The organism is Dasania marina DSM 21967, assembly GCF_000373485.1.
Taxonomy (GTDB): Bacteria; Pseudomonadota; Gammaproteobacteria; order Pseudomonadales; family Dasaniaceae; genus Dasania; species Dasania marina.
In genome coordinates, this window is record NZ_KB891589.1 from 1,907 (window position 1) to 25,872 (window position 23,966).

Here is a 23,966-nt window from a genome sequence, read left to right on the forward strand (position 1 = left end):
AGCCTGGACGCTTGGTTGCGCGATAAGTTCTTCGTTCAGCACTGCAAGCTGTTCCAAAATCGCCCGTTTATTTGGCAGATTTGGGATGGCCTTAAAGATGGNTTNAGTGCCCTGGTTAACTACCACCAGCTAAACCACGACAACCTCGACCGTTTGATTTACACCTACCTAGGCGATTGGATACGCACCCAGGAACACGGTGTAAAAAACAGTGTTGACGGCGCCGACATTCGCCTGGCCGCCGCACAAAACCTCAAGCGCGAACTGGAAGCNATTAAAGAGGGNGAGGCCAGTGCCGATGGCAAAACCGGCTACGATATCTTCGTNCGCTGGAANCCNATTGAGGAGCAGCCTATAGGTTGGCAGCCCGACCTCAACGACGGCGTGCGCCTTAACATCCGCCCCTTTATGACCGCTGCCGACATGGGTAAAAAAGGCGCCGGTATACTGCGCGCCAANCCCAATATNCACTGGAAAAAAGACCGCGGCAACGACGTAGCATCCNCCCCCTGGTATACCCTGGGTGAGCGGTACGGCGAAAAAGCAGGCGCCCGCATCAACGACCACCACCTGACTTTAGCTGAAAAAAAAGCGGCGCGAGAGGCGGCTAGGGAAACAGCCAATAAAATGATAGAACAAACACGGGATGATGAAACTACAACGGAGAAGTTATTGTGATTAAATCGGTCAATAATTATCCCGTGTCGACATTGCTGGATATTGAATCTGTGGTTGTGTATGCGATCCCTCGCTATCAACGTGAGTACAAGTGGGGCAAAGGCAGTTGGGATAATTTGTTTGATGATTTGCTGGAGAACGACCCCAATTATTTTTTGGGTTCGATCATTTGTATCAACCAGACTGAGGATGCTTTAGCGATTCAGCAGTTGGAATTGGTTGATGGCCAGCAGCGTATGACAACCCTGTCAATTTTATTGGCTGCTATTTATCAGGCCTATGACGATTTACCTACGGCCAATAACTTGCCTTTTGAGGCTCAGATAGAACGCCATAACCTCAAGCACCGTTTAGTGCTTAAGAAAGATGCGACTAAGCCTAGGTTAATTCCGCAGGTACAAAACGAAAATCAGCAGGATTACTTTGCGGTTTTGAAAATGGCTGGGATTATTTCGATCGCAGATACGGTTAGTAACGCAGGTAATCGCCGAGTATTTAAAGCCTATCGCCATTTTAAAGATCGTATTCGTGAGTACATAAACCCTCAGCCTGATCCATTGCAGGCACTAGTAAGGCTGGTTGAAAAAGTTAATTCAGCAACGCTGGTAAAAATTGAAGTGGCCAGTCACTCCGATGCTTATACGTTGTTTGAATCTTTAAATAACAGAGGTGTACCCTTAACAGCCGTGGACCTAATTAAAAATAAATTACTGGCAAAGCTGGAATATGCTGAACCGGGTAATATTGAAAGGCACTTTAATCAATGGGGTAAAGTTATAAAAGCCTTGAGTGATGACTATGCACTGCAGGAGCGTTATTTTCGTCAGTATTACAATGCTTTTAAGTTGGAACTGAAAAGCATTGTTAGTGTGCCTGTCGCTACCAAATCGAATTTGATGCAAGTATATGAAAAGTTAATTAACCACAATGCAGGGGAGTTTTTAAATAACGCCCTAGCAAGTTCGGCGCTTTATCGTCAGATTACCGCGCGTGAGTTGATACCCAATAAACCAAAGTTGAGTCAGTTGTTATTACAGTTAGAGCGTGCTCAGGCAGCACCTGCCTATGTATTTTTACTGTTTGTGTTCAGCCGTGCAGAGGAATTGGAGTTAGATGAAGATTTGCTTGAAAGAATTACAGGCCTACTAATTCGCTTCTTCGTGCGAAGAAATACCACAGATACACCAGCTACTCGCGATTTAACGCCACTTTTTATGACGGTAATTGAGAAGGTAACAAACTTACAGGGTGATGCGGTCTATCAGAGTTTATTGCAGCAGTTACTGCATGTAAGTGCAGATAATGAAATCTTTAAAAAGCATTTGTCAGGTAATTTATACGACGACAACAAAGGAGTTTGCCGTTACGTACTCTGCTCCATCGAAGAGAGTCGAATGACCCGTGAGAGTAAGAGTGACTTATGGGAAATGAATGGTAAGCAGCTTATCTGGACCATCGAGCATATCTTTCCTCAGGGTAAAAATATCCCACAAGATTGGGTAAATATGATGGCCGCTGGCAATGTCGCGCAAGCCAATCTGTATCGCGATAGCCATGTGCATAAGCTCGGCAATCTGACTATATCCGGTTATAACAGCAAATTGGGTGTTAAAGGTTTTATTGAAAAACGGGACCGACTGGATAACAAAAAGCGGCCGGTAGGCTACAACAATGGCTTGTACTTGAATGAAAAATTGAAAGATGCCAACGATTGGTCAGTTGAAGCTATCGATAAGCGCACTAATGAATTAGTGGAGTTGGCTATTAAGTTGTTCTCGTTGCCGGAGTGCGCCCAATGACCCTGATTGATCGCTTAGTAGAGGTTGTACGCCAGGCAAGCAGCTTTAATGAGCAGACCCAGGCTGCTCCGGCAGCGGTGCTGTGGACAGATAAAGAGTGCCAGTGGCAAACGGCCATGCCATTGATAAAACAGCATCTGCCCGAGCTTATTGAACTGGGCGACTACGCCCCAGAGCAACGCATAGGCCCAGCTGTGTGGATCAAGTGCGCGATTGCTCGCAAGGTGGCGGATTTGCCACTGGACCGCACCCCGATTATTTACCTACCGGGAATTGCCCGCAAAGAAATGCGGGCCATTGAGCTTTGCCCGGAATACCTACAGCCCTTGGCCGAATTGCAGTATCGGGGTTTTTGGTGGGCGACACCGAACACCGGGCGTGACTGGACGGTGTCAGGTTTTCTCGCTAATAAGGACATTGGGCTTGAGTTGGATGTTGCTAAGGACGCTAAAACCCAGGCAGCATTGAAAAACGTGCTGAGTGCTCTGTTGAATGAAGAAGCTGCCAGCCTGGAGGGGCAACGCCTTGATGCCGATGATTTAAATCGCCTGGTGGCGGATGACCCGCTGCGCGATCTGCTGCAGTGGTTAGATAACCCTGACGTAATCAATGATTGGGAGGCGGTTAAGCTAAACATTTTTGAGCGGTATTGCCTTGATAGCTTTGGTTTGGCGGCAACACCGGGTAACCGTGAAAGTTTTGCCCAGTCCATGTGTGAGCAACAGGGGGAATGGGCCGCGCTCTGGGCACGCTTTAGCGATATCGCTAACCGTTTACCGGGCTTACTTGAGTTGTTAACGGCCATCAGGCCGAAGGACTTGGCTTCAGATGCAAGTGCTTACCTAGCAGTTAATCAGGATGATGAGTTAGCTTTACAGCAAGCACTGTTATCACTGGCCGGTGCTGATGATGAGCAAGTGCGTGGAAGCTTGGCGAAGTTATATAAAAAGCACCAGGCACGGCAAGAGTGGTTATGGGCCGAACTGAGGTTATCGCCATACTTAGATATGTTGGTGGCACTTAAAGATGTGGCTCTGTACACAAAATCTGACTTTGCTGGCCCGGATGTAGAAACCATGGCTGCAGCTTATCAGAGGCAGCATTGGCAGGCTGACGCGGCAGCAATAAGTGCTATGGCAGCAGCTGGTGACGACACGCAGCGTAAATTGGTGGCTGATGTACTATCCATTATTTATACGCCCTGGCTGACCCGTGTGGCGGAGAACTTTCAGCAATTGGTGCAGAAGTTTGGTTACCCTGGTGCGCCCAATAATGAAGTGAATGAAGCCACAGGCGGTTATGCTAGCGGTGGCCAGTTACTGTTCTTTGTAGATGGTTTACGCTTCGATGTCGCCCAACAATTGCTGGTACGGCTAGAGGCAAAAGCGCGGGTAGTGTTAACTACTCATTGGTCAGCTTTACCCTCTTTGACCGCTACAGCAAAGGCGGCGTTGACGCCTGTGCAAAATCAGTTAACTGGGCATTTAGATAATGATGACTTTAATCCGATGCTGCGTGATACGCAGCAGAATTTCGGCAGCTATCATTTAAAGCGTTTACTCGCAGAAGCAGGTTGGCAGTTTTTGGAGGGGGTAGAAACAGGAGATCCTACTGGACAAGCTTGGGTGCAGACAGGTGACCTGGACCATGCCGGCCATGATGAGCAGTTACGTTTGCCTAGCAGAATTAGTGACATTCTCGATGAGGTAGAGGCACGCATTCACGGATTGCTGGACGCTGGTTGGCCGCGTATTCGTATCGTCACAGACCATGGTTGGTTATGGGTGCCGGATAAACTGCCTAAGACTGAATTGCCGAAAGATACAACGGCTAAACGCTTCTCACGCTGTGCGATTCTAAAAAGTAACGTCGCGACCGATCGCTTAAGCCAGCCCTGGTATTGGAACTCTCAGGTGCGGGTGGCCATGGCGCCGGGTATTAGTGGGTTTACTGCCGGTGATTATTACAACCATGGCGGCCTAACTCTGCAAGAGTGTTTAACCCCAGTGTTGAATATTCAGCCCAAGGCTTAGCTACCAAATACGGAGTGATGCTTGAGGCGTGTGCTATCGATAGCTTGTTTGGTATCGGTGGCAGCTTGGTCGTGCTGGCCACGTTGAAAGAGCACGATGACGGTGTCGTCATGCGTGCAGCCGAGTTCGTCACACATTTCATGCACGTCTTCGAGGTGCATACTGCGTTTAAACTGATCCACTTGGCCAGACACGTTATAGATACTGAAAATGGTCGCCATTAGTCGTTTGTTCTCGGTGGCTTCACCACCACCTGGGTTGACGATACGGTTGAACTCTACTGGCTCACCATTTTCTAACCTTTGTATAAACTGTAGGGTTCGGTGTTTTGCTGAGCTCATGCTGTTTGAGTAGTCATCATAGCTAACACCATTGACCCACTGGGCCTTGACCCAGTTTTGTTCCTCACCACGAAGCGCGCGCTTTGGCTTGGGATAAGGGAGGCCATCTCTAAGAAATTCATTACGGATGTATTCTATGGCTGCTAGAATTTCAGCGTCTTCGGTATACGCGCTGAAGTTAGGTGAGGCCTCGTGTAGAAGGGCAGGGACAACTAAAAAACTTGCTGTTGTGTAAGTTTGGCTGTCATCGAGTTTACGGCTTACGACGGCGGTTTTCTCGGGGCGAATACTGATGCCTCTATCGAAGCCTGTGACATCATAGCGCTCGCAAATTTTTTCAAATAATTTTTTTAAACTCTCAAAATCATCAGTGCAATCGTTCGATTCCAAGTGATTCAGTAATTCGCTGTAGGCGCTAATTGCATCGAGGTTGCTATAGTGTTTGGCGCTGGTGTTGTGGTGGTAGCCACAGGCGCGGCCTATATTGGCCTGTACCACGGCAGCGATATTGGCGATGGTGCTATCCCAGGTGGCGACCAACTTTTCTTTCATCGCGGGGCCAAAATTGATACCAGCCCTAAAGCCAGCCACGGTAATAGCGATGATCTTGTCATCAAATAAACAGGCTGTTTCAAATTCTTTTTTAAAATCATTAAGTGAGGTTAGTTCTTCCTCGGGGACATCGGCCAACTGTTGACCGATGATAAAAATTTGGTCCTCGTTAAAACCATTCGCTATCATCAGCTGTTTGGATTTTTTTGCCGAGTTATTGGGCACGCGAATCAGCGCCCAGCCAGCACCGTCATGTTCTTTGAACTGTTGAATAAAACTTCGCCGCATTAACGAGTCGTCGCAGAAGTTACGCTGGTCACGGTCTAACTTGACTACCTGGTGGTAGCGATGCATTTGGCGAATGCCGTGGTAGTGCACACTGGCTTTGTGAAAAACTAGCTTGGTATTAAAGCTGTGCCGCAATATGGAATCAGAGCCTGCGGCATAGAGCGCGCCGAAGGGGGTGGCCGAGATAAAAGCAATTTTACAGTCAGTGTTGACACTCTCTAAATAATCAAACACCTTACCGTAACGCACCGCATCGGCAGCGGAGCCATAGTGACACTCATCAATAATAATCAGCTTGGGGGGCTGTGACTTAAAATTGATATTGAGAGCGGTTCGATAATGATTGAAGTTACTCACGACTACATTTGGGGCTTGAGTCAAATCGGCCTTAGCTTGATCGAGCAGGGCGGTGTCGGCCAAGGTGACCAGGTATAGCGTGTCCTTGAGTTGTTTGCGATCACAGATATCCTGGTCGTCGAGATTTTGGCGTTGCAAGCAGGCTAGTGCCAAGGCGACGCCAGACTTGCCGGATTGCATTTCGGCAGCGATTACTACGGCGCGTGTACTGCCAGTCAACGCATCAAAGGCTTTTTGTGCCGCCAGCTGTTGGTGCTCGAATGTATTATTATCGAGCACGGCGTTAATTTTATCACGATGTTTCTTTGCTGAATTATTCATACTGAGAATAGGGCGAGCTTAGTATTGCTACTAAACATCCTCGAGTTCGTAGATAAGGTCAGGTACACCACTAAATTGCGTTTCATTATTAATAGTGCCGGTTTCATCGGGACCTCGATTGGCTTCTTTTTTCGCGTATGAAGTTTCGATGTCATATATACCACGTTTATAAAGCACCAGTAGTGTGTCGTCGTGTTCGATTGAAAAATGGTCACAAATTTCAGCCATATCGGCTTCAGTCATGACTTTTTTACTAACGCGTCGGCGTGACATATTGTAGCTACTGAAAATAGTCGCAGTGACTCGTTTGTTTTCTGATAACTCGCCGCTGCCTGGCATGACGACTGAGTTGTATTCTAGGTGTTCACCGCGATCGAGAATGCCGGTGAAGAGTAAGGTTCGCTCCTTCATTGTTCCTAGTTTTAATGCCTTCTCCTTGTTGTTATAGGTGTCGCCGTTGACCCATTGAGCTTTAATCCAATTTTTCTTGGCTCCACGCATTGCCCGGTGACCTTTGACTTTTGGTCCGTAGTCGCGCAGGTATTCACTGCGGATGATATCAATAGCCTTCAAAAGTTCTTTATCGTTAGTGTATTGAGAGTAATTCCAGTCAGGCTCAAAAAGCTTACCGGGTACAGCAACATAACTATCGGTGGAGTAGGTCTCTACATCTCCAATTGGCTTTCGCTTCTTTCGTTTGACCGAAAGGCCTACATCGAGGCCCTGTACATTGTATTCGTCACAAATTTCTTCAAAGAAGGTTTTCAAACCTTCAAAATCTGAAGCCGCATCGGGATTAGTGTTTTGTTCAAGATAATCCAAAGTGGCACCATAGGCCTCGGCGGCATCTATGTTGGTGAAGTGGATGGAAGAATTGTTGTCATGGTAACCACAGGCGCGGCCGATATTGGCCTGTACGACGGCGGCAACGCTGGCTACTGTACTATCCCAGGTAGAGATCAGGTTGTTTTTCATTAGTGGGCCAAAATTAATACCGGCACGGCAGCCTGCTACTGTGATTGCGATTAACTTTTCGCCAAAATCGATAGAGTCATTGAACTCCTTTTTGAATTTATCGATATTGGTTTGTTCGTCTTCAGGTACGCCGGTTAATGATTGGCCGAGAATAAAGAGGTTATCTTCTGACAATCCTTGGCTTAGGAAATATTCCTTGGCATCCATTGCTGTACCCGCTGGTACGCGTACTAATGACCAGCCTGGCCCTTCAGTATTATTGAAATGGTCGATGAACTGCTGTCTTTGTTCGGATTGAACCAAAAAGCTTCGGTATTCGTGATCAAGGTCGATTACCTTGCCTGCATTGATCATCTCACGTACGCCGTAATATTCATTACTGGTACGATGGAAAACTAATTTTGTACCAAAATTTCGCCTTAGTAATGAGTTTTTAACAGCATCTGCAGCTAGTGAGGCTGCTTGTTGCGCGGCGCTGATATCATCTTCTGCAATGGCCTCTTCCTCTACCTCTTTAGCTAATTCATAAGCTGTTTCGGCTGCGTATAGTGCACCAAAGGGTGTGGCCGAGATAAATATTACTTTGCAGGTGTCATTTTCTTTTTCGAGGTAATCAAAAACGCTGTTGTAGCGCACGGCTGCTATGTTCGAGCCGTAGTGGCATTCATCGATAATGATAAGTTTTGGTGGGTTTCCTTTAAATTCACTTTCAAGATCGTTTTCAAAGCGATTAAAATTACTGACCACTACATTCTTAGCGTCTTTTAAATCATCTTTGGCTTGGTCTAACAAGGCGGTATCTACCATTGTAACGAGGTAAAGTGTGTCTCTTAGTTTTTTTCTGGTACTAATGTCTTCATCGGAAAGGCTGAGGCGTTGTTGACAGCAAAGCGCCATTGCAATACCTGATTTTCCGGCTTGCATTTCTGCAGCCATAACTACCGCACGAGTGTTTCCATCAAAGGCTTCGAATGTTTTTTGTGCAGCTTCTCGCTGATGACCATGTAGGTTTTCGCTATTTAGAATTGCCGTTACGGTGCTACGCAATTCTTGTGCTGATTTTGCCATGGTAGTCCTTTGTTTAATTATGCGTGTTTCGCTAAATTAGTTTTAAGTATGTATGATTATGCATCTAAAGAACAATTATGCTAGGTGATTGCGTGTAATTAGGATAGCACTGTTTTAATTATCATTTACTCATAATATTTCTTGGTTTTTCTAGTTTGATAAAATGGCTAAAAGCCTTTAAGTTCAAGACATATTCTTTTGAAGGCTGTGGCTACCGATTATTGATTTCACTATATAGCATTTCAATAGTGCTATCTTCAAACAATAAGCTTAATTCTAATTTAGCCCTCGTCATACCGGTGTAAAGCAGATTTTTTGCTCTGTCATTCCATTTTTTAAAGTCTAACTCAGTAAAGATAACCACAGTGCGTTGATCTCCTTTAAAACGGTAAACACTTTCAACGCGTAATTCACCCTCACTGTAAATTTGTTGGCCATCATCGGTGTAGTTGCCGGTAAAGCGGTGGGTGTGCCAAGGGCCAATGGTGTCTAAGTGGCACAGTGATGAGCTGTTGATGCCGTGGGCGCTTAATACAACGATGTCGTTTAGCGTGTAACCTTGGTTTAGATAATCATTAACTAAGTTGATAAGTTGTTCACACATATCACTAAAGTCGGCATAGCTGAGTAGAGCTGAGGTATCTTTGCCTCGCACTAAGCCATTTGAATCGCCTGTGTCTATACCGCATAGAAAGCGGGTTAAATCCCATATTTCTTTACTGCAGCGGTAGTTTTTAGCTAGGGTTAATTTTACAGTGGGGTTGATGGAGGGTTGTTTACCGTACAGGCTTTGGTGACTATCGGTCGCCATGGATAGGCGGCCATTCTCGCTGAGGAAGTGTTCGATAAACGTCAATTGCTCATTGTCAAAATCCTGGGCCTCGTCGATCAAGATAGTGCTGAATTGCCAGTTAACGGGCACAGGCTCTTTTAATGCGATGGCTCTGAGCCTTTTAAAGAGCTCGTGCATGGGAATTTCTTTTTCAGAAAAATCGTAGCAAACATTATCTTTTTGATAGAGGTCAGTAAAGCGGTCAATATTAATGATTAATCCGTTTCCTTCTCCTGTTTCAGCTAGGCTATTGGCTAATGGTCGGTTAAAACAAATGAGTAAAGGGCGTTCACCATTAGCAAGGGCTTGTTGGTAGAGAGCTAACAGGGCCTGTGTTTTACCGGAGCCCGCATTACCTTCAATCAGTAAGCGATAGGGAGAGATTTCCATGGTGTTCAAAAAATAACCTAGCTGGTCCTCCCTATGTATAAAAAGCCGTTGTTGGTGTTCTTGCCAGGCACCAATATCGAGTTCTAGTTGTAAATGGCTGGCTAGAAAGTTTTCGACCAGAGTTCGCTGTGTTTCATTGGCTGTGGCTTGCGCAATATTTAACAGCTCTGTGATGATGCTGGGCAGTTGATCGGCACGGGCCTTATCTACGACTAAGTTTGAATCAATAGCGGTGGGTTGTTTTTTGTTGAGGTTATAGTCGGGTAGGTACACCAGTGTTTTTATGAAGAGTCTATTTTTATTGGTGCTTCTACTCCACAATTTAGCTAGATTGGCTTTCGCACGCAGTATCTGTTTTAAAGGATTTTTACTCTGGCCGCTGGCGTAAACTTTTGTCAATTCGCCATTATCGTTTTCTGTTATAAAACCATTTTTCTGTTCAATCAGTAAGAGCGATCCATCAGGGCCGATCAGGCAGAAATCAACTTCGCCGAGGTTTGCGTTGTGTATGTCAACTGACAAAAAATCAACGCTAGGCATCAGTGTTATGGTGTCGGGGAGGGCTTCTTTTAGCCATTCAAAGGTGCTGCGTTCACCTCGGTGATCGTTCTCACGTAAAAATGCTTCTGATCCAATCAGCTTAGCCATGTAGCTTCCTTATTATTTTAATAATGATTAAAACACATCAGCTCTAAATAGAAAGGCCTTTAGATGTGTTTATAGCGCTAACTGTATTTAAAATGAATTACTATCGGCATCAGCTGCATATTGATTTAGTTTTCTGTGTGTCCTATCCGGCCGCCTTCCCTTCAACATATTTTTCTTTAGGCATATAGGTTGTCAGAGGGTGCAGCGTGCTCATGAGCGGTTAAGGGGTGAGCTGAATGGTTCGTATATTGCGTAACCAGCTTATACCTAGAGGGGTAACTTGCCAAAGCGCGGATAATCGGCAGCAGCTTGTTGATGCATATGTGCTTGAAATATCGACATGTGTATATGTACACAATTGCTACATGTAGTAAATAGTTTAATATAGCTTGTTGGCGTTTCTTCAAGCCATTAATGATTTCGTAAAGTAACAGGGAGTTATAATTCACAATGAAGTTTATCCACACATCAGATTGGCACATCGGTCGCCAGTTTCACAATGTCTCTCTACTCGACGATCAGCGGCATGTGCTAAATCAGTTGGTGGATTATATTGATAAGGAATCTGTTGATGCACTGGTGATTGCCGGTGATATCTACGATCGTTCGGTGCCACCCTCTAAAGCGGTTGAATTACTGGATGAGTTCATCAGTAAAATCTGTTCAGACATAAAGGTGCCGGTGATTATGATACCCGGTAACCATGATGGTGCTGAGCGCTTGCGCTTTGCCTCTAGGCAATTGAGATCGGCAGGCTTACATATTTTGGGTGATCTGAAACAAGTGGCTGAGCCAGTGATCCTACAGTGTGAGTCAGGTGATGTGGCGTTTTATGGTATTCCCTATAACGATCCAGAAACGGTACGTAATCTGTTTGCAGCTGATGTGTCCAGTTATGACGAAGCCCATACTTATTTGGTGGAGCAGATCAAGTGCGTTAAAAGTGATGACATCCCCAATGTATTAATCAGCCATTGTTTTCTTGATGGCGCACTGGAGTCTGAGTCTGAACGGCCGCTGTCGATAGGTGGTGCTGACAGAGTTAGTTACCAGCCCTGTATCGATTTTGACTATGTGGCACTTGGGCATTTGCATAGCCCGCAGAGTAAAGGCGAGCCACATATTCGCTATTCGGGTTCGATTCTTAAATACAGTTTCTCTGAGCAGAACCAGAAAAAGGGCGTCACCTTGGTAGAGTTTGATGCCAATGGCTTGGTAGACAGTAAACATCTTCCGTTAGAGCCTCTGCGAGACATGCGCATTGTCGAAGGCAAAATCCAGACCATTCTCGAGCAGGGCAAGGTTGACCCGAATGCTGACGATTACCTGTTGGTGCGCTTGACCGATCGTCATGCCATTTTGGATCCTATGGGTAAATTGCGAGCGGTCTATCCCAACGTTCTACATCTTGAAAAGCCGGGTATGTTGATAACCGGCGACCAAGAAATGAATCGTGAAACTCTGAAGCGCGGTGAGCTTGAGATGTTTCGCGATTTCTTTGCGCAGATAACCGGGCAGGCAATCAGCGCTGAACAGGACCAAGCCATTCAACACACGCTAACCCAGATTCACAAACGTGAGGTAGATGCTGTATGAAACCACTTAAGCTTACTTTACAGGCCTTTGGCCCTTTCGCGGGTACTGAGCAGGTCGACTTTACCTTGTTGGGCAATAACCCACTGTTTTTGATTAATGGGCCTACCGGGGCCGGTAAAAGCTCTATTCTCGATGCCATCTGTTTTGCGCTCTATGGCCACACCACTGGCAATGAACGCGAGCCTGCACAGATGCGTTGTGACTTTGCCGAGCTGGCATTGATCACAGAAGTGAGCCTTACATTTTCTCTTGGTATTAAGCAGTACCGCGTTCGTAGAGTGCCCGCTCAGGAAAAGCCAAAAAAACACGCTGAAGGTTTTACCCTGCAAGCTGCTGAGGCACAGCTCTGGGAGTTGGACGGCAGTGAGGACGGTAAGCTACTGGTGTCGAAAAGTGTTAATGATGCCAATAATACAATCAAAGAGTTGATCGGTTTGGATATCGATCAGTTTCGTCAGGTGATGGTATTACCACAGGGCAAGTTCAGAGATCTACTGCTGGCTGATTCAAAAGACAGGGAAAAGATTTTCAGCCAATTATTTCAAACCAGCATCTACAAACGGATAGAAGAGCAGCTGAGGAGCCAGGCCTCGGGTATTAAGCAGGCCGTCGAAAATCACCAGAATCAAATTCGCGGAATATTGCAAGTGGCCGAAGTTAACACCGAAGCGGAAGTGACAGAGCAGTTGAAATCACTCGCGCCAGAGTTGATGCAATCTAAAGAGAGTAAAACCAAAGCGGAGCAGAATAAAAAAAACCATGAGACGATCAAGGAGCAGGCGGATCAGTTAATCAAACGGTTTGCTGATCTCAGTGGCAAGGAAATGCACCTCCAAGAGCGACTGAAACAGGAGCCAGAGATCCAAGCCATGCAGCTGAAGCTTGATGAAGCGATAAAAGCCCAAAAAATTCTGCCATTGTTTACCCAAAGTCAGGCTGAAACCGACGCATTTAAACAGCTCCAACAAACATTGGAGGCCAGTGATGCCTCGGTTAAGGCAGCAGATCAGCGGCTGGTGGCGACTAACGAGGCGTTGACCCAGGCAAAAGAGAATGCGGTTAATGTGCCTGCCATGACCAAGCAACAGCTGGAGCTAGAGCAGCTGGAAAAACAAAATACCGAGCTAGAGCAGGCACAGCAGCAATTGACCCTTGCCGAAGCAGCCCTAGCGACCAGCAACGAAGCACTCAAGGTATATCAGCAACAAGAAAAAAGCTTAAGCGACGAGCTAAATAGCAGTGAGAAAAACAGTAAGGCGTTGTTATTGGTATTGGAAACACTGGCGCCACTACAAATCACCTTGGAAAAACTGAGGATACAACTGGAGCAACGACGGGAGCTGGAAGTGCTCCAAGCACAGGTAGATCGTGATAGGGAAGCTGAAGCGGAGTGTCAGCAACAGCTTCAGATAGACGAGGGTACTTTTAAACAGGCTGAAACGGCCACGAAGGAGCTCGAGATGGGCTGGCATGCAGGGCAGGCCGCCTTACTGGCCCGAGAGCTTAACGTTGATGAGCCTTGCCCTGTTTGTGGTAGCAAGGAGCACCCTGCACTCGCTTCAGTGGAAGAGGGTGGCGAGTTGATCGAGAAATCCACGGTAGATCATGCCCGAGCCTTAGAGGATAAAGCCAGGCTCTCTATGGATGCCAGTATTAAGGCTCGGGATAAGGCGTCAGCTACCTTGGCACAAGCGCTGAAGGAGAGCCAGAAACTGGTGCAGAAGCTGGGGCCAGTCGCAGATCATTTATTGGCAGCGCTTGATAGCCGTTTTATAAAGACCAGCGATGAAGTCAGTAGTCTACTAAGCCAACAAATCGATCAGAAAAAAATGCAGGCCCGCATCGAAACAATTAAATCTGAGCAGGCTACGTTGAAAACGGCGCTCGATGAGTTGACCCAGCAGGCTACTGAGGCGAACGAACAGGCTGTCAGAATAGGTGCCGGTGTGGATCAGTTAATGGCGGCGGTACCGGTGGAGTTTCGGCAAGCGAATGCCTTGGCGGAAAAGTTGTTAGTGATAAAAGCAGGTATCACCCGCTTAGCGGTGGCGTTAGACCATGCAGAAAAAGAACAAGCGACCGCGCGTTCCGAATCCGATAAGGCAAGCAGCCATCATTCGGCATTAGGCAAGCAGTGCAAAGACCAGCTAAACAAAACCGAAGGCACTAGCGCGGTATGGAGCAATGCGTTAGCTAGCAGTCTGTTTACCAGTGTTGAAACCTTTAATGTGGCTCTGCTGCCAGAAACAGAACAAAAAACTATTCAGGCCGATATTGAAAGCTACCGATCAGAGCTTGCTGCGCTAAAAGGAGCGATCAAACAAATACAATCCGATGTGGCTGATAAGGTTAAGCCTGATCTGGACGTGATTAAAGTGAGGCTGGCCGAAACGATAGAGGTTTACACGCTAGCGGATGAAACCTGGAGGCAGCTGGACGCGCGTAATAACCAGCTTAAAGAAATTCAGAAAAAGCTCGACCAAGCTCACAAAAAAAATGCAACATTGGAAGCTGAATACAAGGTCATCGGTACGCTGAGTGATGTTGCTAACGGCCAGACCGGTAATAAAATAAGTTTACAACGATTTGTCCTTAGTGTGCTGCTCGATGATGTGTTGATACAGGCGTCACAACGTTTAGTAAAAATGAGCAAGGGACGCTACCAACTCGTTCGCAAGGAAGACCGCGCCAAGGGTAATAAAGCTTCCGGTCTTGAACTGGAAGTAGAGGATGGCTACAGCGGCAAGACCCGCTCCGTCGCCACATTATCGGGTGGTGAATCTTTTATGGCGGCATTATCTCTTGCTCTAGGTCTGTCAGACGTTGTGCAGTCTTATGCCGGTGGTATAAAGCTGGATACACTCTTTATCGATGAAGGTTTTGGTAGCCTAGATCCTGAGTCACTCGATTTAGCCGTTAGAACATTAATTGATTTGCAAACCAGCGGTAGGATGATTGGTATTATCTCCCACGTGAGCGAGCTTAAAGAGCAGATGGCATTGCGGATAGATGTGGAGAGTGGGCGAGCTGGGAGTCATATTGCAACGATTGCGGCTTAAATTAGTTGACCCATTATGTATCGGTTTACGACTAGCGCCGGTCAGAGTATCTGGATGATAAGTCGGAATATATCTTGGGCGGTTTCGGATAATAAGTGTAATTGGTAAGAGAGAGGCTAGCTGGTAGAGTCAGCACTTCTCCCGACCAAGAGAAAAACACTTATAACCCACATAAGCCGATAGAGGCAGCCAAAGCCATTGCTGATACTGTCGACTAAATTGGGCCCGCAAACATCCTAGGCTTTGTAGCTGCTTCACTTGGTGGATTTTGGGCTCGTTAGGTTGCCGTTAAGCATGGATAAGTATCCGTTTCCATTAACCCCTCACTAGAGCCATGGGCTACTTTAAAGACAGGCGTTTACAGAAATCTGGAACTGATCTAAATGTAGATGTAAGCAAAAAATACTTAGAAGCTTTCCCAGCGTACAGTGTTAGTGCCAAAGAGGTAAATATTAGTGTTCTTGGCTATGTATACGGTGATGCGCTTTATCGGATGATTCTACCTGTTTATTCAAATGCTACATATAATTCATGAGATCACAAGGAGTGCTCTATTTATGTCTATGTCTACTATTGAGATTTACTGCGATAGCTGTGATTACTGTGTGAATGATACGTTTATGTGGGGGAGATTTGATTATGCATTCGATGATTATCGCCTGCACGTTAATCGAGAAAAGGGGTGGTGTAATGATTGCAAGAGTTTCAAAGCAATTGAATATTTTGCTATTCCTACAGAAGAAGAACCGTTGTGGCAAGGTATAGATAACTTACATAAAACGGTATTGCCTAACTTTTGGCGTTATTTATTCTTAAGACTAACGGGAAGGTTATGGCTTATCAAGAACGATCTTGACAAGATAAAGGAACGCTATTATTCCATGTACTTGCTATCAAAACGGCAAGACAAGGTGCGTTGTTTGGCTTGTGGCAGTTGTGAAGTACAACCTTTCCGGGATAAGTCAAAGCGTGAACATGAAAGTGGAGACTTTAGTGATTATGCGACTAAAATGATACACCCTGGTTGTGGAGGAGTAATTCATTGCCGCAGCACCGGTATGCGATTACATATGCGGTTTGATAACGTAAGAGTATATTCGCCTGAGGGTGAGTATTTAGGTGAAGAGAAATATAAAACGGTATAATTGTCCTTCAAATCACTTTAGTCTTTGCTATAGATTAAGGTGAAGCCTTAAGTTTGACGACTTAGAGCATTATCATCGGGGTAGCCCCTATTCATTTTAGGTATCATGAATGCATGGTGAGCAAGGTTATATAAATAGCGTGGGGGGCGATAATTTATAAAAGAGCTCCTTTGGACTAGGCCAAATATTTAGATATCCTATCCCGATTGAAAATACGACAGGTTATATTCATATAGTGATTGCCTAATAAAGACATTTGCCTAATTATTGCTGGACCAGCCCTATATGTCATTCGAGGGTTTTGGTTAGTAATGCACTCTACTAATAAAGTTGCAGTGGATTCTGCAGGGAGATTAAAAATCGCTTTTTTATCATTACTGGATGATCGGGCTAAGCCCAAAGGGTCACGCGATCCGTTAGGCTTTGAGCTTGTATGGACACACTATGGAAGGCAGGTGATTGGTAATCTGACTACAGTCACTTCCTCATTGAGTAACTTCGCTGTCGCTTTATTAGGGTTTCGTTGGGCTAATGAAATTAATGCCAATGTATCGCCCGATGAAAAGCCACGCAGGGTTCGAGAAACATTCCTGCGTTATGAGCAGCTTGCAGGCTACTTGCGTTACCTTGCTAATGATAAAGAGCTAATGGGGATTACCCGGGTCTCGGCACGGATGGAGAATGATGCTTTATTAGTCTCTTTTGGTTTGGGTGCCGAGCAACAGATACTCAGTGATCAGGCCAGTTATGGTTTGTGGGGCTTGTATTCCACGGCGTCGGCAGAAAGTGGGCTAATCAGTGGCGATATTCGCATGCCTACCGCTTTGGGCCTGGAGTTGGCTGAGCAGATTGAGCGCGCTGTGGATAAGCAGGCGATTATTGCTTTGTTTACCGGTGATCATAATATGAGCAGCAACCAGCTAGCTGTGCATGCCAAGCCTTTTGTGAAGGCTATTAATAAGAAGTCCATCCGCAGTCACCTGCTACAGGCGCTAATGAATGGTGGTGACCGCCATGCGGTACAGAGTGACTTATGGGCCATTACAGAGGGTTTAGCCGATAAGCAGGCTAAGGTGGACTCATTGACCGACTTCATTGCGCTGGTAAAGCGAGAGTCCGGTAATCAAGTGCTAATCCAGCGGCTGCAAGCTATTGAAGCGGTAGAGCGAATTTTGGTGGCGGCGAATAATCTTTTTAATTACTGCCGCCAGCAAGAGGGTGAATCATTACGCAGCGTGTTGAATGAAATTGGTGATCGCTACCACTATGCACATTTACCTGCTGATCTTGATCTAAGCTCGGTGCCACGAGGCGCTATGCTGCAGTCTATCAACGTTGCTTTACGCAATAATGATACTGCTGCTGCTATCGGGCATATACTCGAGCTTAATAAAGTGGTGATGGCGCAGCGCAGTGGTGCGCCCTGGGTTGAGGTAGAGCCTTCTCGTAAACTGAGGGTTCGTGTGCCAACAGAAACCTATGCGTTACGTAGCCAGCAAGCGCTAGAAACGGAATGGGATTATGAATATTTTATAAGCTCTTTCTTGCGGATAGCCAGCCAGGCCCAGGGGGTACAATGGAAAGCGCTGTAGTCTCTGATCGGCTTAAAGAGTTAATTGACGGCTCTGAGGTTAGGGCTGGGGTTTTTACGACTTATACCTTTGAGCCGGATTTTTTTGAGCTTGAAGTAATCCCTTTGTTATTGCCGGGTGATACGCCGTTTTCTTCCGATAGCCGAGTCAAAGAATTTCAGGTGCGCGATGCTTTACGGCAAGCCTCCCTACCTTTAGACGTATTTTATGATTTACAAATGTTCCGTAAGGAGGGGCAAGTATCCCCATCTATGGAGTACTTATGCCACGGTGTGCATGCTGGCAATGCCGCTTTTCACCCTAAGCTGAACTTTATATTGGCTTACAGTGAAGACTATGAGAGTGAATACCTCTTGGTGGGCGCAGGGTCGAATAACCTGAGCCAAGCGGGCTGGTGGGACAATATCGAGTGCCAACATTGGGAAGTAGTGTGGCCCGATGAAGTTGAGCGCACGTTTCTTAAACAATTACGTGTTGATGTGGCGTTGCTGGCCAGCTGGCAGCAGCTTAGTGGTGCGGGTGGCGCCACGGCACTGGGCAAAGTTACGCAATTTTTAGCGACCTGCACCGGTAGCACGAATGATAAGGCGGCCGCGTATTTTGGTTTGAGTGAGTCTCCGCGTTTTAAACCCTTCTTGCGCAGCATTACTAATAAACGCTGGGCTTATACTAACTGGACTTTAGAAATTATCTCGCCGTTTTTTGCCGATGATGCTCATAATAAAGAGCACGAATTCTTTCATAAGCTGGGGGTTGAACGGATTCATTTGTTACTGCCCAAGGATCAGGACGGCAGGGCGCTGTGTCAGCAAAAATATTTTAACCATATTGAAGACCAAGAGGGGATTGAGTGGGCTGAATGGGCACCGGAGGCCTTGAAGAATTTGAGCCTAGCCTCAAATAATTACCGTCGCCTGCATGCCAAGGTCTATCACTTTTATAATAAGAAGCAATCTTGGGTCTTTGTTGGGTCGGTGAACTTTACCCATAAAGCTATGCACGACAATGTCGAGGCAGGTTTTTTTGTAAAACTCGGTCGTCCAGCGCCGTTATTACGTGTACTCAAGCAAACTGAGCTCAGTGGCTTTAATCCCCCTTCCGAAGCTGTACCGGGCACGGAAGCGGCTACTGATGAAGCTTTGCCTGCTATTCACCTGCAGTATGATTGGTTGTCGAGGTCGCTGGCCGCTAACACTGAGGCGAGTGAATCTTATCAGGTAGATATTCTGACACCTGAAGGCAAACCTGCCATTGCTGACTGGCTGATTAGTGGCAGCGCTAATATTTATGAGGGCAAGCTTGAGCAGCTTGAGCATCTGTTGAAAAACGGTTCTCTGGTTACGTTGGTAGGGGTGAATACCCGAACAGGGGTAGCCTTTACTCCTCATACCGTGATGCTACAACAAACCAGCTGGTCCCATAAGCCGATAGAGATGCCCGACCTCAGTGCCGAGCAAATACTGGCTATCTACGCAGACATGTCACCTGATCGCCGACAAATGTTGATGATGAATGCCATGTTTAAAAAACTAGTGCTTGCACAGGAGGCCGGTGAAATCACTTTGCTGGATGACGAGTTAGCCAGTGAGGAATTTTTTAGCGAGTATGCAGAAATTTTTCATGCTTTTCGGCGTTTAAAGCAGCGCTTACAGGAGGCGCTAGATGCAGAAAATATGGCCTTGCTTGATTACTACCTCACGGGCCAAGGTATGGACAGTTTACCGACGTTAGTTGCGCGTGCTAGTGATGAAGAGGCTGCCAGTGTTAAACCGGTTACGGCTTATTTATTGTTACTAAGTGCTAGAGAGATTTACCAATATAAGCCCTTATCTAAGCGTCCTTTGATTAAGCAGAAGCTTACCGCATTGGATAATAGTATTCGCGCGATTAAGGCTTCGTCACGGATACAGTTGGAAGATAACTCATCAGCCAGGCGCAAGACGTTTTTTGTTTGGTTTGAGCAGCAGTTTTTTAAGCAATACCGTGCCGCCAGTGAGGCATCACTATGACCTTAAAGCCACTGGACCTAGATACCGCCAATGCTATTTTGGATTTTTCTGGTGGTGACCCAGCACTAAAAAATTTAGGTAAGCTGCAGTTAGAAGGCACTGTGGCCCTACATAATATGATTGCCGACCCGAAAATCGGCATGGCCTACCTAGCAGATGAAGTGGGTATGGGTAAGACCTACATGGCGCTGGGTGTGGTCGCGTTAATGCGTTACTTTAATCCCGCGTTGCGCGTGCTTTACATTTGCCCGAGTAATAATGTGCAAGAGAAGTGGTTTGCACGTGAGTACCGCAGCTTTACTAAGCACAATGTGAAGGTGGCGCAGTACAGGATTAGAACCGCCGACGGCAAGTCGGCAGTGCCTCGTACTAGTTGTCGCAATGTGCGGGAGCTTATCGCTACCAGCTCAACAGGTTATTACGCCGATTTTTTTGTGGGTATGAATTCGTTCAGTATGAGCCTCACTGATGACCCCGCGCAATGGGAACAGGAGCTTCACCGACTGGAGCAATCGTTACCTGCATACCGGCGACGAGGCATGATTAAAGATAAGGCATCGGTTAAAGAGCAATATGCACGAGCGTTGAATTATATATTGCCGACCTTTGATTTGGTGGTGATAGATGAGGCACATAAATTCAAGCATGGCTTTGAAAGTAGTGACCGAAACAAAGTGTTATCGGGTGTGCTAGGATTTCGCGATGAAGAGGGTTTTGTACCTAGGGTGAAAAATGCCTTACTGCTGTCTGCCACGCCCTATGATCGACGCCTAGGCCAGTTGCGTAACCAGCTAAACATGGTGGGTAAAAGCCAATTACTCCCTGAAGATATTGAAGATGATGACAAGGGCCGTATCCAGAGTTGCCTCTCACGCTTTATGGTGCGGCGGTTAAATGAGCTGACTATCGCGGGTAAAACCCATACCCGCAATATGTACCGCAAAGAATGGCGTAGCGGCCCTGGCGCAGAAATTTCCCTTGAAAAAGATGAGCAAAAGCTGATCACGGCGCTGGTGCAAAAAAAGGTCGGCGAAATGCTGGATAGCAAGGGAGGCAGCCCATCATTCCAGACGGGCTTGTTAGCCTCCTTTGAAAGCTTCGCCGAATCTTCTCGTTCACCTATTGTTGAATTTGATGGTGAGCATGCCGATAAGGAAAGTGCCGATGCTCAGGATCGGCATGTGGTGGCAGCGATCAGTGACACGTATAAACAACAGGGGCTGGGTAATTCGCTGCCTCACCCAAAAATGGATGCTACCACCAAGCAGTTGGCCCAACAGATGTTTAATTATGGCCGTAAGCAGATTGTTTTTGTTAGGCGGGTCAAGAGTGTCGACGAGATTAAGAACAAGCTTGACGACCATTACAGCCAGTGGGTGACAACGTATATTCAGCAACAGTTAAATGACTACCCTGAAGCACTGCTAGCCATGAATAAAGTCTTTGCTGCCTATCAGCAAGTTAGTCGCTATAAAGAAAATGATTTGACCGGCGGTGAGTTTGTACCAGGTGAGGAGGGGGATGTTGACGATATCCAGCCACCTAAGAATGATAATATTTTTACCTGGTTCTTTCGTGGGAAGTTGAGCAAGGAGGTTGCTGACCTTTTAGCAACAGCGGATGATCAATTTACTACCCCGGAGCTAATTCGAATTGGCCTGTCTGCCCGAAATCAAATTGTGTCGACTTTGTTTGACATTAACTGGGCTAGGGCGCTGTGCCGTTCACAAGGTGATAATCTTGAACAGTTATGTGAGCAGTACAGCAATGAAATTATACGGCTCGCTTCGCGTTTTATTGTTGGTGAGTTAGACAATGATCAGCAGGATCTATATTTGGCCTGCCAGTTGGGGTTTCTGCAGTGGTATCGTAAGCACAAAAATATCCCAGGTATTAAGCGCCTAGTTGATCACCTGCGGCCAGACTCCCCTCAAGTAAAGCGTTTGGAAATTACCCCTGCCAGGCTTAAAGACTTTTTGTTATCCCGTACCCTGTTTGATGCCTTGGAAGATAAGGGCTTGAGTTCGGTATTATTTCCGCGGTTAAACAGTGTACTGCTGAGCCTATTAGAAAAAGGTAATCCGGATACCGAGCAATTACAGGCTCTGGACATTCATCGGTTTATCCTATCGCTATGTTTGCGAACAGGCCATGGCATTATCGATATGTTCATTAGCAGGCTGCGATTGGGCCCTCAAAACTTAACGGCAGAATCGCGTGGCGCTTGGATGGATGAATTGGCTACGCTATTGCAGCAACAGGCTCGCAGTGAGCAGTTCAGCAGCTACTATGAATTGCAGAATCTATCCGATCATTTAGACTTGATTATTAAGACCAATCTGCCTGATGCGTACGATAAATCAATCAGCGAATACCGTAGCTATTTCAGCCAAATGCTTAATCCAGTCACCCCGATAATTGGCGCCAACGGCGCTACCCTCGGTAGCCGTTCAGCCCAAGCTAGAAAGTTTCGGATGCCAGGCTATCCGTTGGCATTGATCTCCACTGATGTATTCCAAGAAGGGGAAGACCTGCATACCTTTTGTGACAGCGTTATGCACTATGGCCTGGCACCTTCCCCTGTGGGTATAGAGCAAAAGACAGGGCGGGTCGATAGGGTGGGCTCACAGGCACAGCGTCGCTTGCTACAAATAAACGATGCGTCACAGCTCACCGATGATAAGTTTATCCAAGTTAGCTTCCCCTTTGTTAAAGAAAGCATTGAGGTGCTTCAAGTCAGGCAGCTGTGCCATAACATCAATGACTTTATTAAGTCATTACATGAAGTTGGTGAAGACAGCTTCAATGCCAACGATATTATCGACACCGCTAGAGCGCTACAGGATCGCTCGTCTATCCCTGATCAAATACGTACACCGTTGCGCTCGCCTTATGTTCCCAAGGTCACCCGCAAGTCTGATAAGTATAATCGTAAGCAATGGGTAAGCGACCAAGCGAACCATGCCAAAATAGTTACACAGCATATAGAACAGTTGCTAAGAAAATATTTCGGTAGATCGGTGTTAGGGCAGGAGGGTATAGTTTTAAATACTACTGGCAGAGGCGATCAGCCGATCACCGTCAGCCTGACATCCGCTAGGGCCAGTGGTGAAATGTTACTCAAGGCTTCCTATAAGACGGGTGAGCTGTCTTTGTCTGGTTTGGAAGAGGCACAGTTCGATACCATGATGCGCGAGATGTCCCGGCAGACCTTCCATCGGACCTATGCCAAGGAAACGGCAAGAGGTCGTTATGACCTTTACCATGAAGCTGAAATGTTAATAGGTGATCAGCACACCACTATATATTCAGAGGTTGAACATTTTTTTGATCGTTTTAGTTCTAGCCATGATCCGGCGGGATACCTAAAACCTAGCTCTGCTCATATTAGGGGGTTTTGGGAAAAATCAGCGAAGCATAAGTTGCCACAGTTTGGCCAGTGGTCAATAACTGTTGAGCTGCAAGAGGAAGGTGATTGTTTACAGCTGAACTTTATTTTTGCTAGCCAAGGCGGATGCAGAAAACATCGAATAAAAATATACGAGTCTCATGGGCATTGTGTTTTTATGGCCAGAGCAGCTAACTATTCTGATATAAGTTGTTTTAGTATAGAGCAATTTATTAAGTACACATGGCAGCGTAACGCGCTTATAGATATTGTTGAGTTTATGTTAGACGAAGACAGGAATATTGTTGGTAGGGCTGTGCATCCAATAGAAGACTTATCATATAAGGAATTTTTCTATTGCGCGTATACCTTGGCGGTTTCTGCGGATAGACTGGAATATTTGTTACAAGAGCCAGATGTTCATTAGATTGTTATTTTAAATAATAAATATGATTGCTGTTAGCTCCAGTCAATTTGATGGTTTATGAAAAGTAAAGTGTGAATATTATCCTTTTTAAGATGTTGTGGTTGGTTCCTGGTTTCGTGTATAAAGTACGCTGTTTTATTATTTGAGGTAAAGCTGTGAGAGAGTTTCTTAGAGGTTGGTTGGGAATAAATGAGATGGAGAGCCGAGTTAATGAATTGACTGGCCGTGTCGATGCGTTAGTTGATGTTGTCGATTCTCAGTCTAAAAGTCTGGGCAATTATAATAATCGTACTAGAGATGAATTACTTCAGATGAAAGGTGTTGTCGAATCTTTGTTGAATCAATTTGAGGAACTTGGTAAACACGCTGAGTTAGATCGGGATGAAATAAAAGTTAAATCTACGCTTAGGAAGCTAAGATACAATAAAACTAAAATTAACAACGCATTAAATATTGTAAGGAGCTAAA

General features: G+C 46.0%; 12 protein-coding genes. 9 read left to right on the top strand and 3 right to left on the bottom strand.

Going from position 1 to position 23,966, the window contains the following annotated elements; all coding sequences use genetic code 11:
- Positions 1 to 674: 674 nt before the first annotated feature.
- Entirely contained in the window at positions 675 to 2,477 is a 1,803-nt protein-coding gene (locus tag B067_RS0116905; protein ID WP_019531273.1) for a DUF262 domain-containing protein, read from the top strand.
- Complete coding sequence (pglZ, locus tag B067_RS0116910; protein WP_019531274.1) at positions 2,474 to 4,510, top strand: BREX-1 system phosphatase PglZ type B; 2,037 nt, start codon at positions 2,474 to 2,476, stop codon at positions 4,508 to 4,510. Before B067_RS0116905 ends, pglZ begins: the two co-directional genes overlap by 4 nt.
- Here the strand turns inward: pglZ and B067_RS0116915 are convergent.
- The 3 genes from B067_RS0116915 to B067_RS0116925 form a co-directional block, all read right to left on the bottom strand.
- Complete coding sequence (locus tag B067_RS0116915; RefSeq protein WP_019531275.1) at positions 4,507 to 6,369, bottom strand: DEAD/DEAH box helicase; 1,863 nt, start codon at positions 6,367 to 6,369, stop codon at positions 4,507 to 4,509. The genes pglZ and B067_RS0116915 overlap by 4 nt on opposite strands.
- A 30-nt stretch (positions 6,370 to 6,399) precedes the next feature.
- Positions 6,400 to 8,412 carry a DEAD/DEAH box helicase family protein gene (locus B067_RS0116920; RefSeq protein ID WP_019531276.1) on the bottom strand — a complete coding sequence of 671 codons (2,013 nt, stop codon included), beginning with the start codon at positions 8,410 to 8,412 and terminating at the stop codon, positions 6,400 to 6,402.
- Between the two features lie 211 nt (positions 8,413 to 8,623).
- Positions 8,624 to 10,282: a nuclease-related domain-containing DEAD/DEAH box helicase gene (locus B067_RS0116925; RefSeq protein ID WP_019531277.1), complete on the bottom strand. Its 1,659-nt coding sequence runs from the start codon at positions 10,280 to 10,282 to the stop codon at positions 8,624 to 8,626.
- Positions 10,283 to 10,732: 450 nt separating this feature from the next.
- Here B067_RS0116925 and B067_RS0116930 point away from each other — a divergent pair, with 450 nt between their 5' ends.
- From B067_RS0116930 to B067_RS0116965, 7 genes are all read left to right on the top strand, one after another.
- Positions 10,733 to 11,878 (top strand): exonuclease SbcCD subunit D, encoded by a 1,146-nt coding sequence (locus tag B067_RS0116930; RefSeq protein ID WP_019531278.1) that lies wholly within the window; start codon positions 10,733 to 10,735, stop codon positions 11,876 to 11,878.
- Positions 11,875 to 14,937 (top strand): AAA family ATPase, encoded by a 3,063-nt coding sequence (locus tag B067_RS0116935; RefSeq protein ID WP_019531279.1) that lies wholly within the window; start codon positions 11,875 to 11,877, stop codon positions 14,935 to 14,937. The genes B067_RS0116930 and B067_RS0116935 overlap by 4 nt, the downstream gene beginning before the upstream one ends.
- A 557-nt stretch (positions 14,938 to 15,494) precedes the next feature.
- The gene (locus tag B067_RS0116945) at positions 15,495 to 16,082 is read left to right on the top strand and encodes a hypothetical protein (protein ID WP_156820877.1); all 588 of its coding nucleotides are present in this window, start codon (positions 15,495 to 15,497) and stop codon (positions 16,080 to 16,082) included.
- A gap of 455 nt (positions 16,083 to 16,537) precedes the next feature.
- Positions 16,538 to 17,674, top strand: coding sequence for a hypothetical protein (locus tag B067_RS0116950; RefSeq protein WP_205619994.1), 1,137 nt, complete (start codon positions 16,538 to 16,540; stop codon positions 17,672 to 17,674).
- Positions 17,659 to 19,683 carry a phospholipase D family protein gene (locus tag B067_RS0116955; protein WP_019531283.1) on the top strand — a complete coding sequence of 675 codons (2,025 nt, stop codon included), beginning with the start codon at positions 17,659 to 17,661 and terminating at the stop codon, positions 19,681 to 19,683. The genes B067_RS0116950 and B067_RS0116955 overlap by 16 nt, the downstream gene beginning before the upstream one ends.
- The gene (locus tag B067_RS0116960; RefSeq protein ID WP_019531284.1) at positions 19,680 to 23,498 is read left to right on the top strand and encodes a DEAD/DEAH box helicase family protein; all 3,819 of its coding nucleotides are present in this window, start codon (positions 19,680 to 19,682) and stop codon (positions 23,496 to 23,498) included. The genes B067_RS0116955 and B067_RS0116960 overlap by 4 nt, the downstream gene beginning before the upstream one ends.
- A gap of 155 nt (positions 23,499 to 23,653) precedes the next feature.
- On the top strand, positions 23,654 to 23,965 hold the full coding sequence (locus tag B067_RS0116965; RefSeq protein ID WP_019531285.1) for a hypothetical protein: 312 nt from the start codon (positions 23,654 to 23,656) through the stop codon (positions 23,963 to 23,965).
- Position 23,966 lies beyond the last annotated feature (1 nt).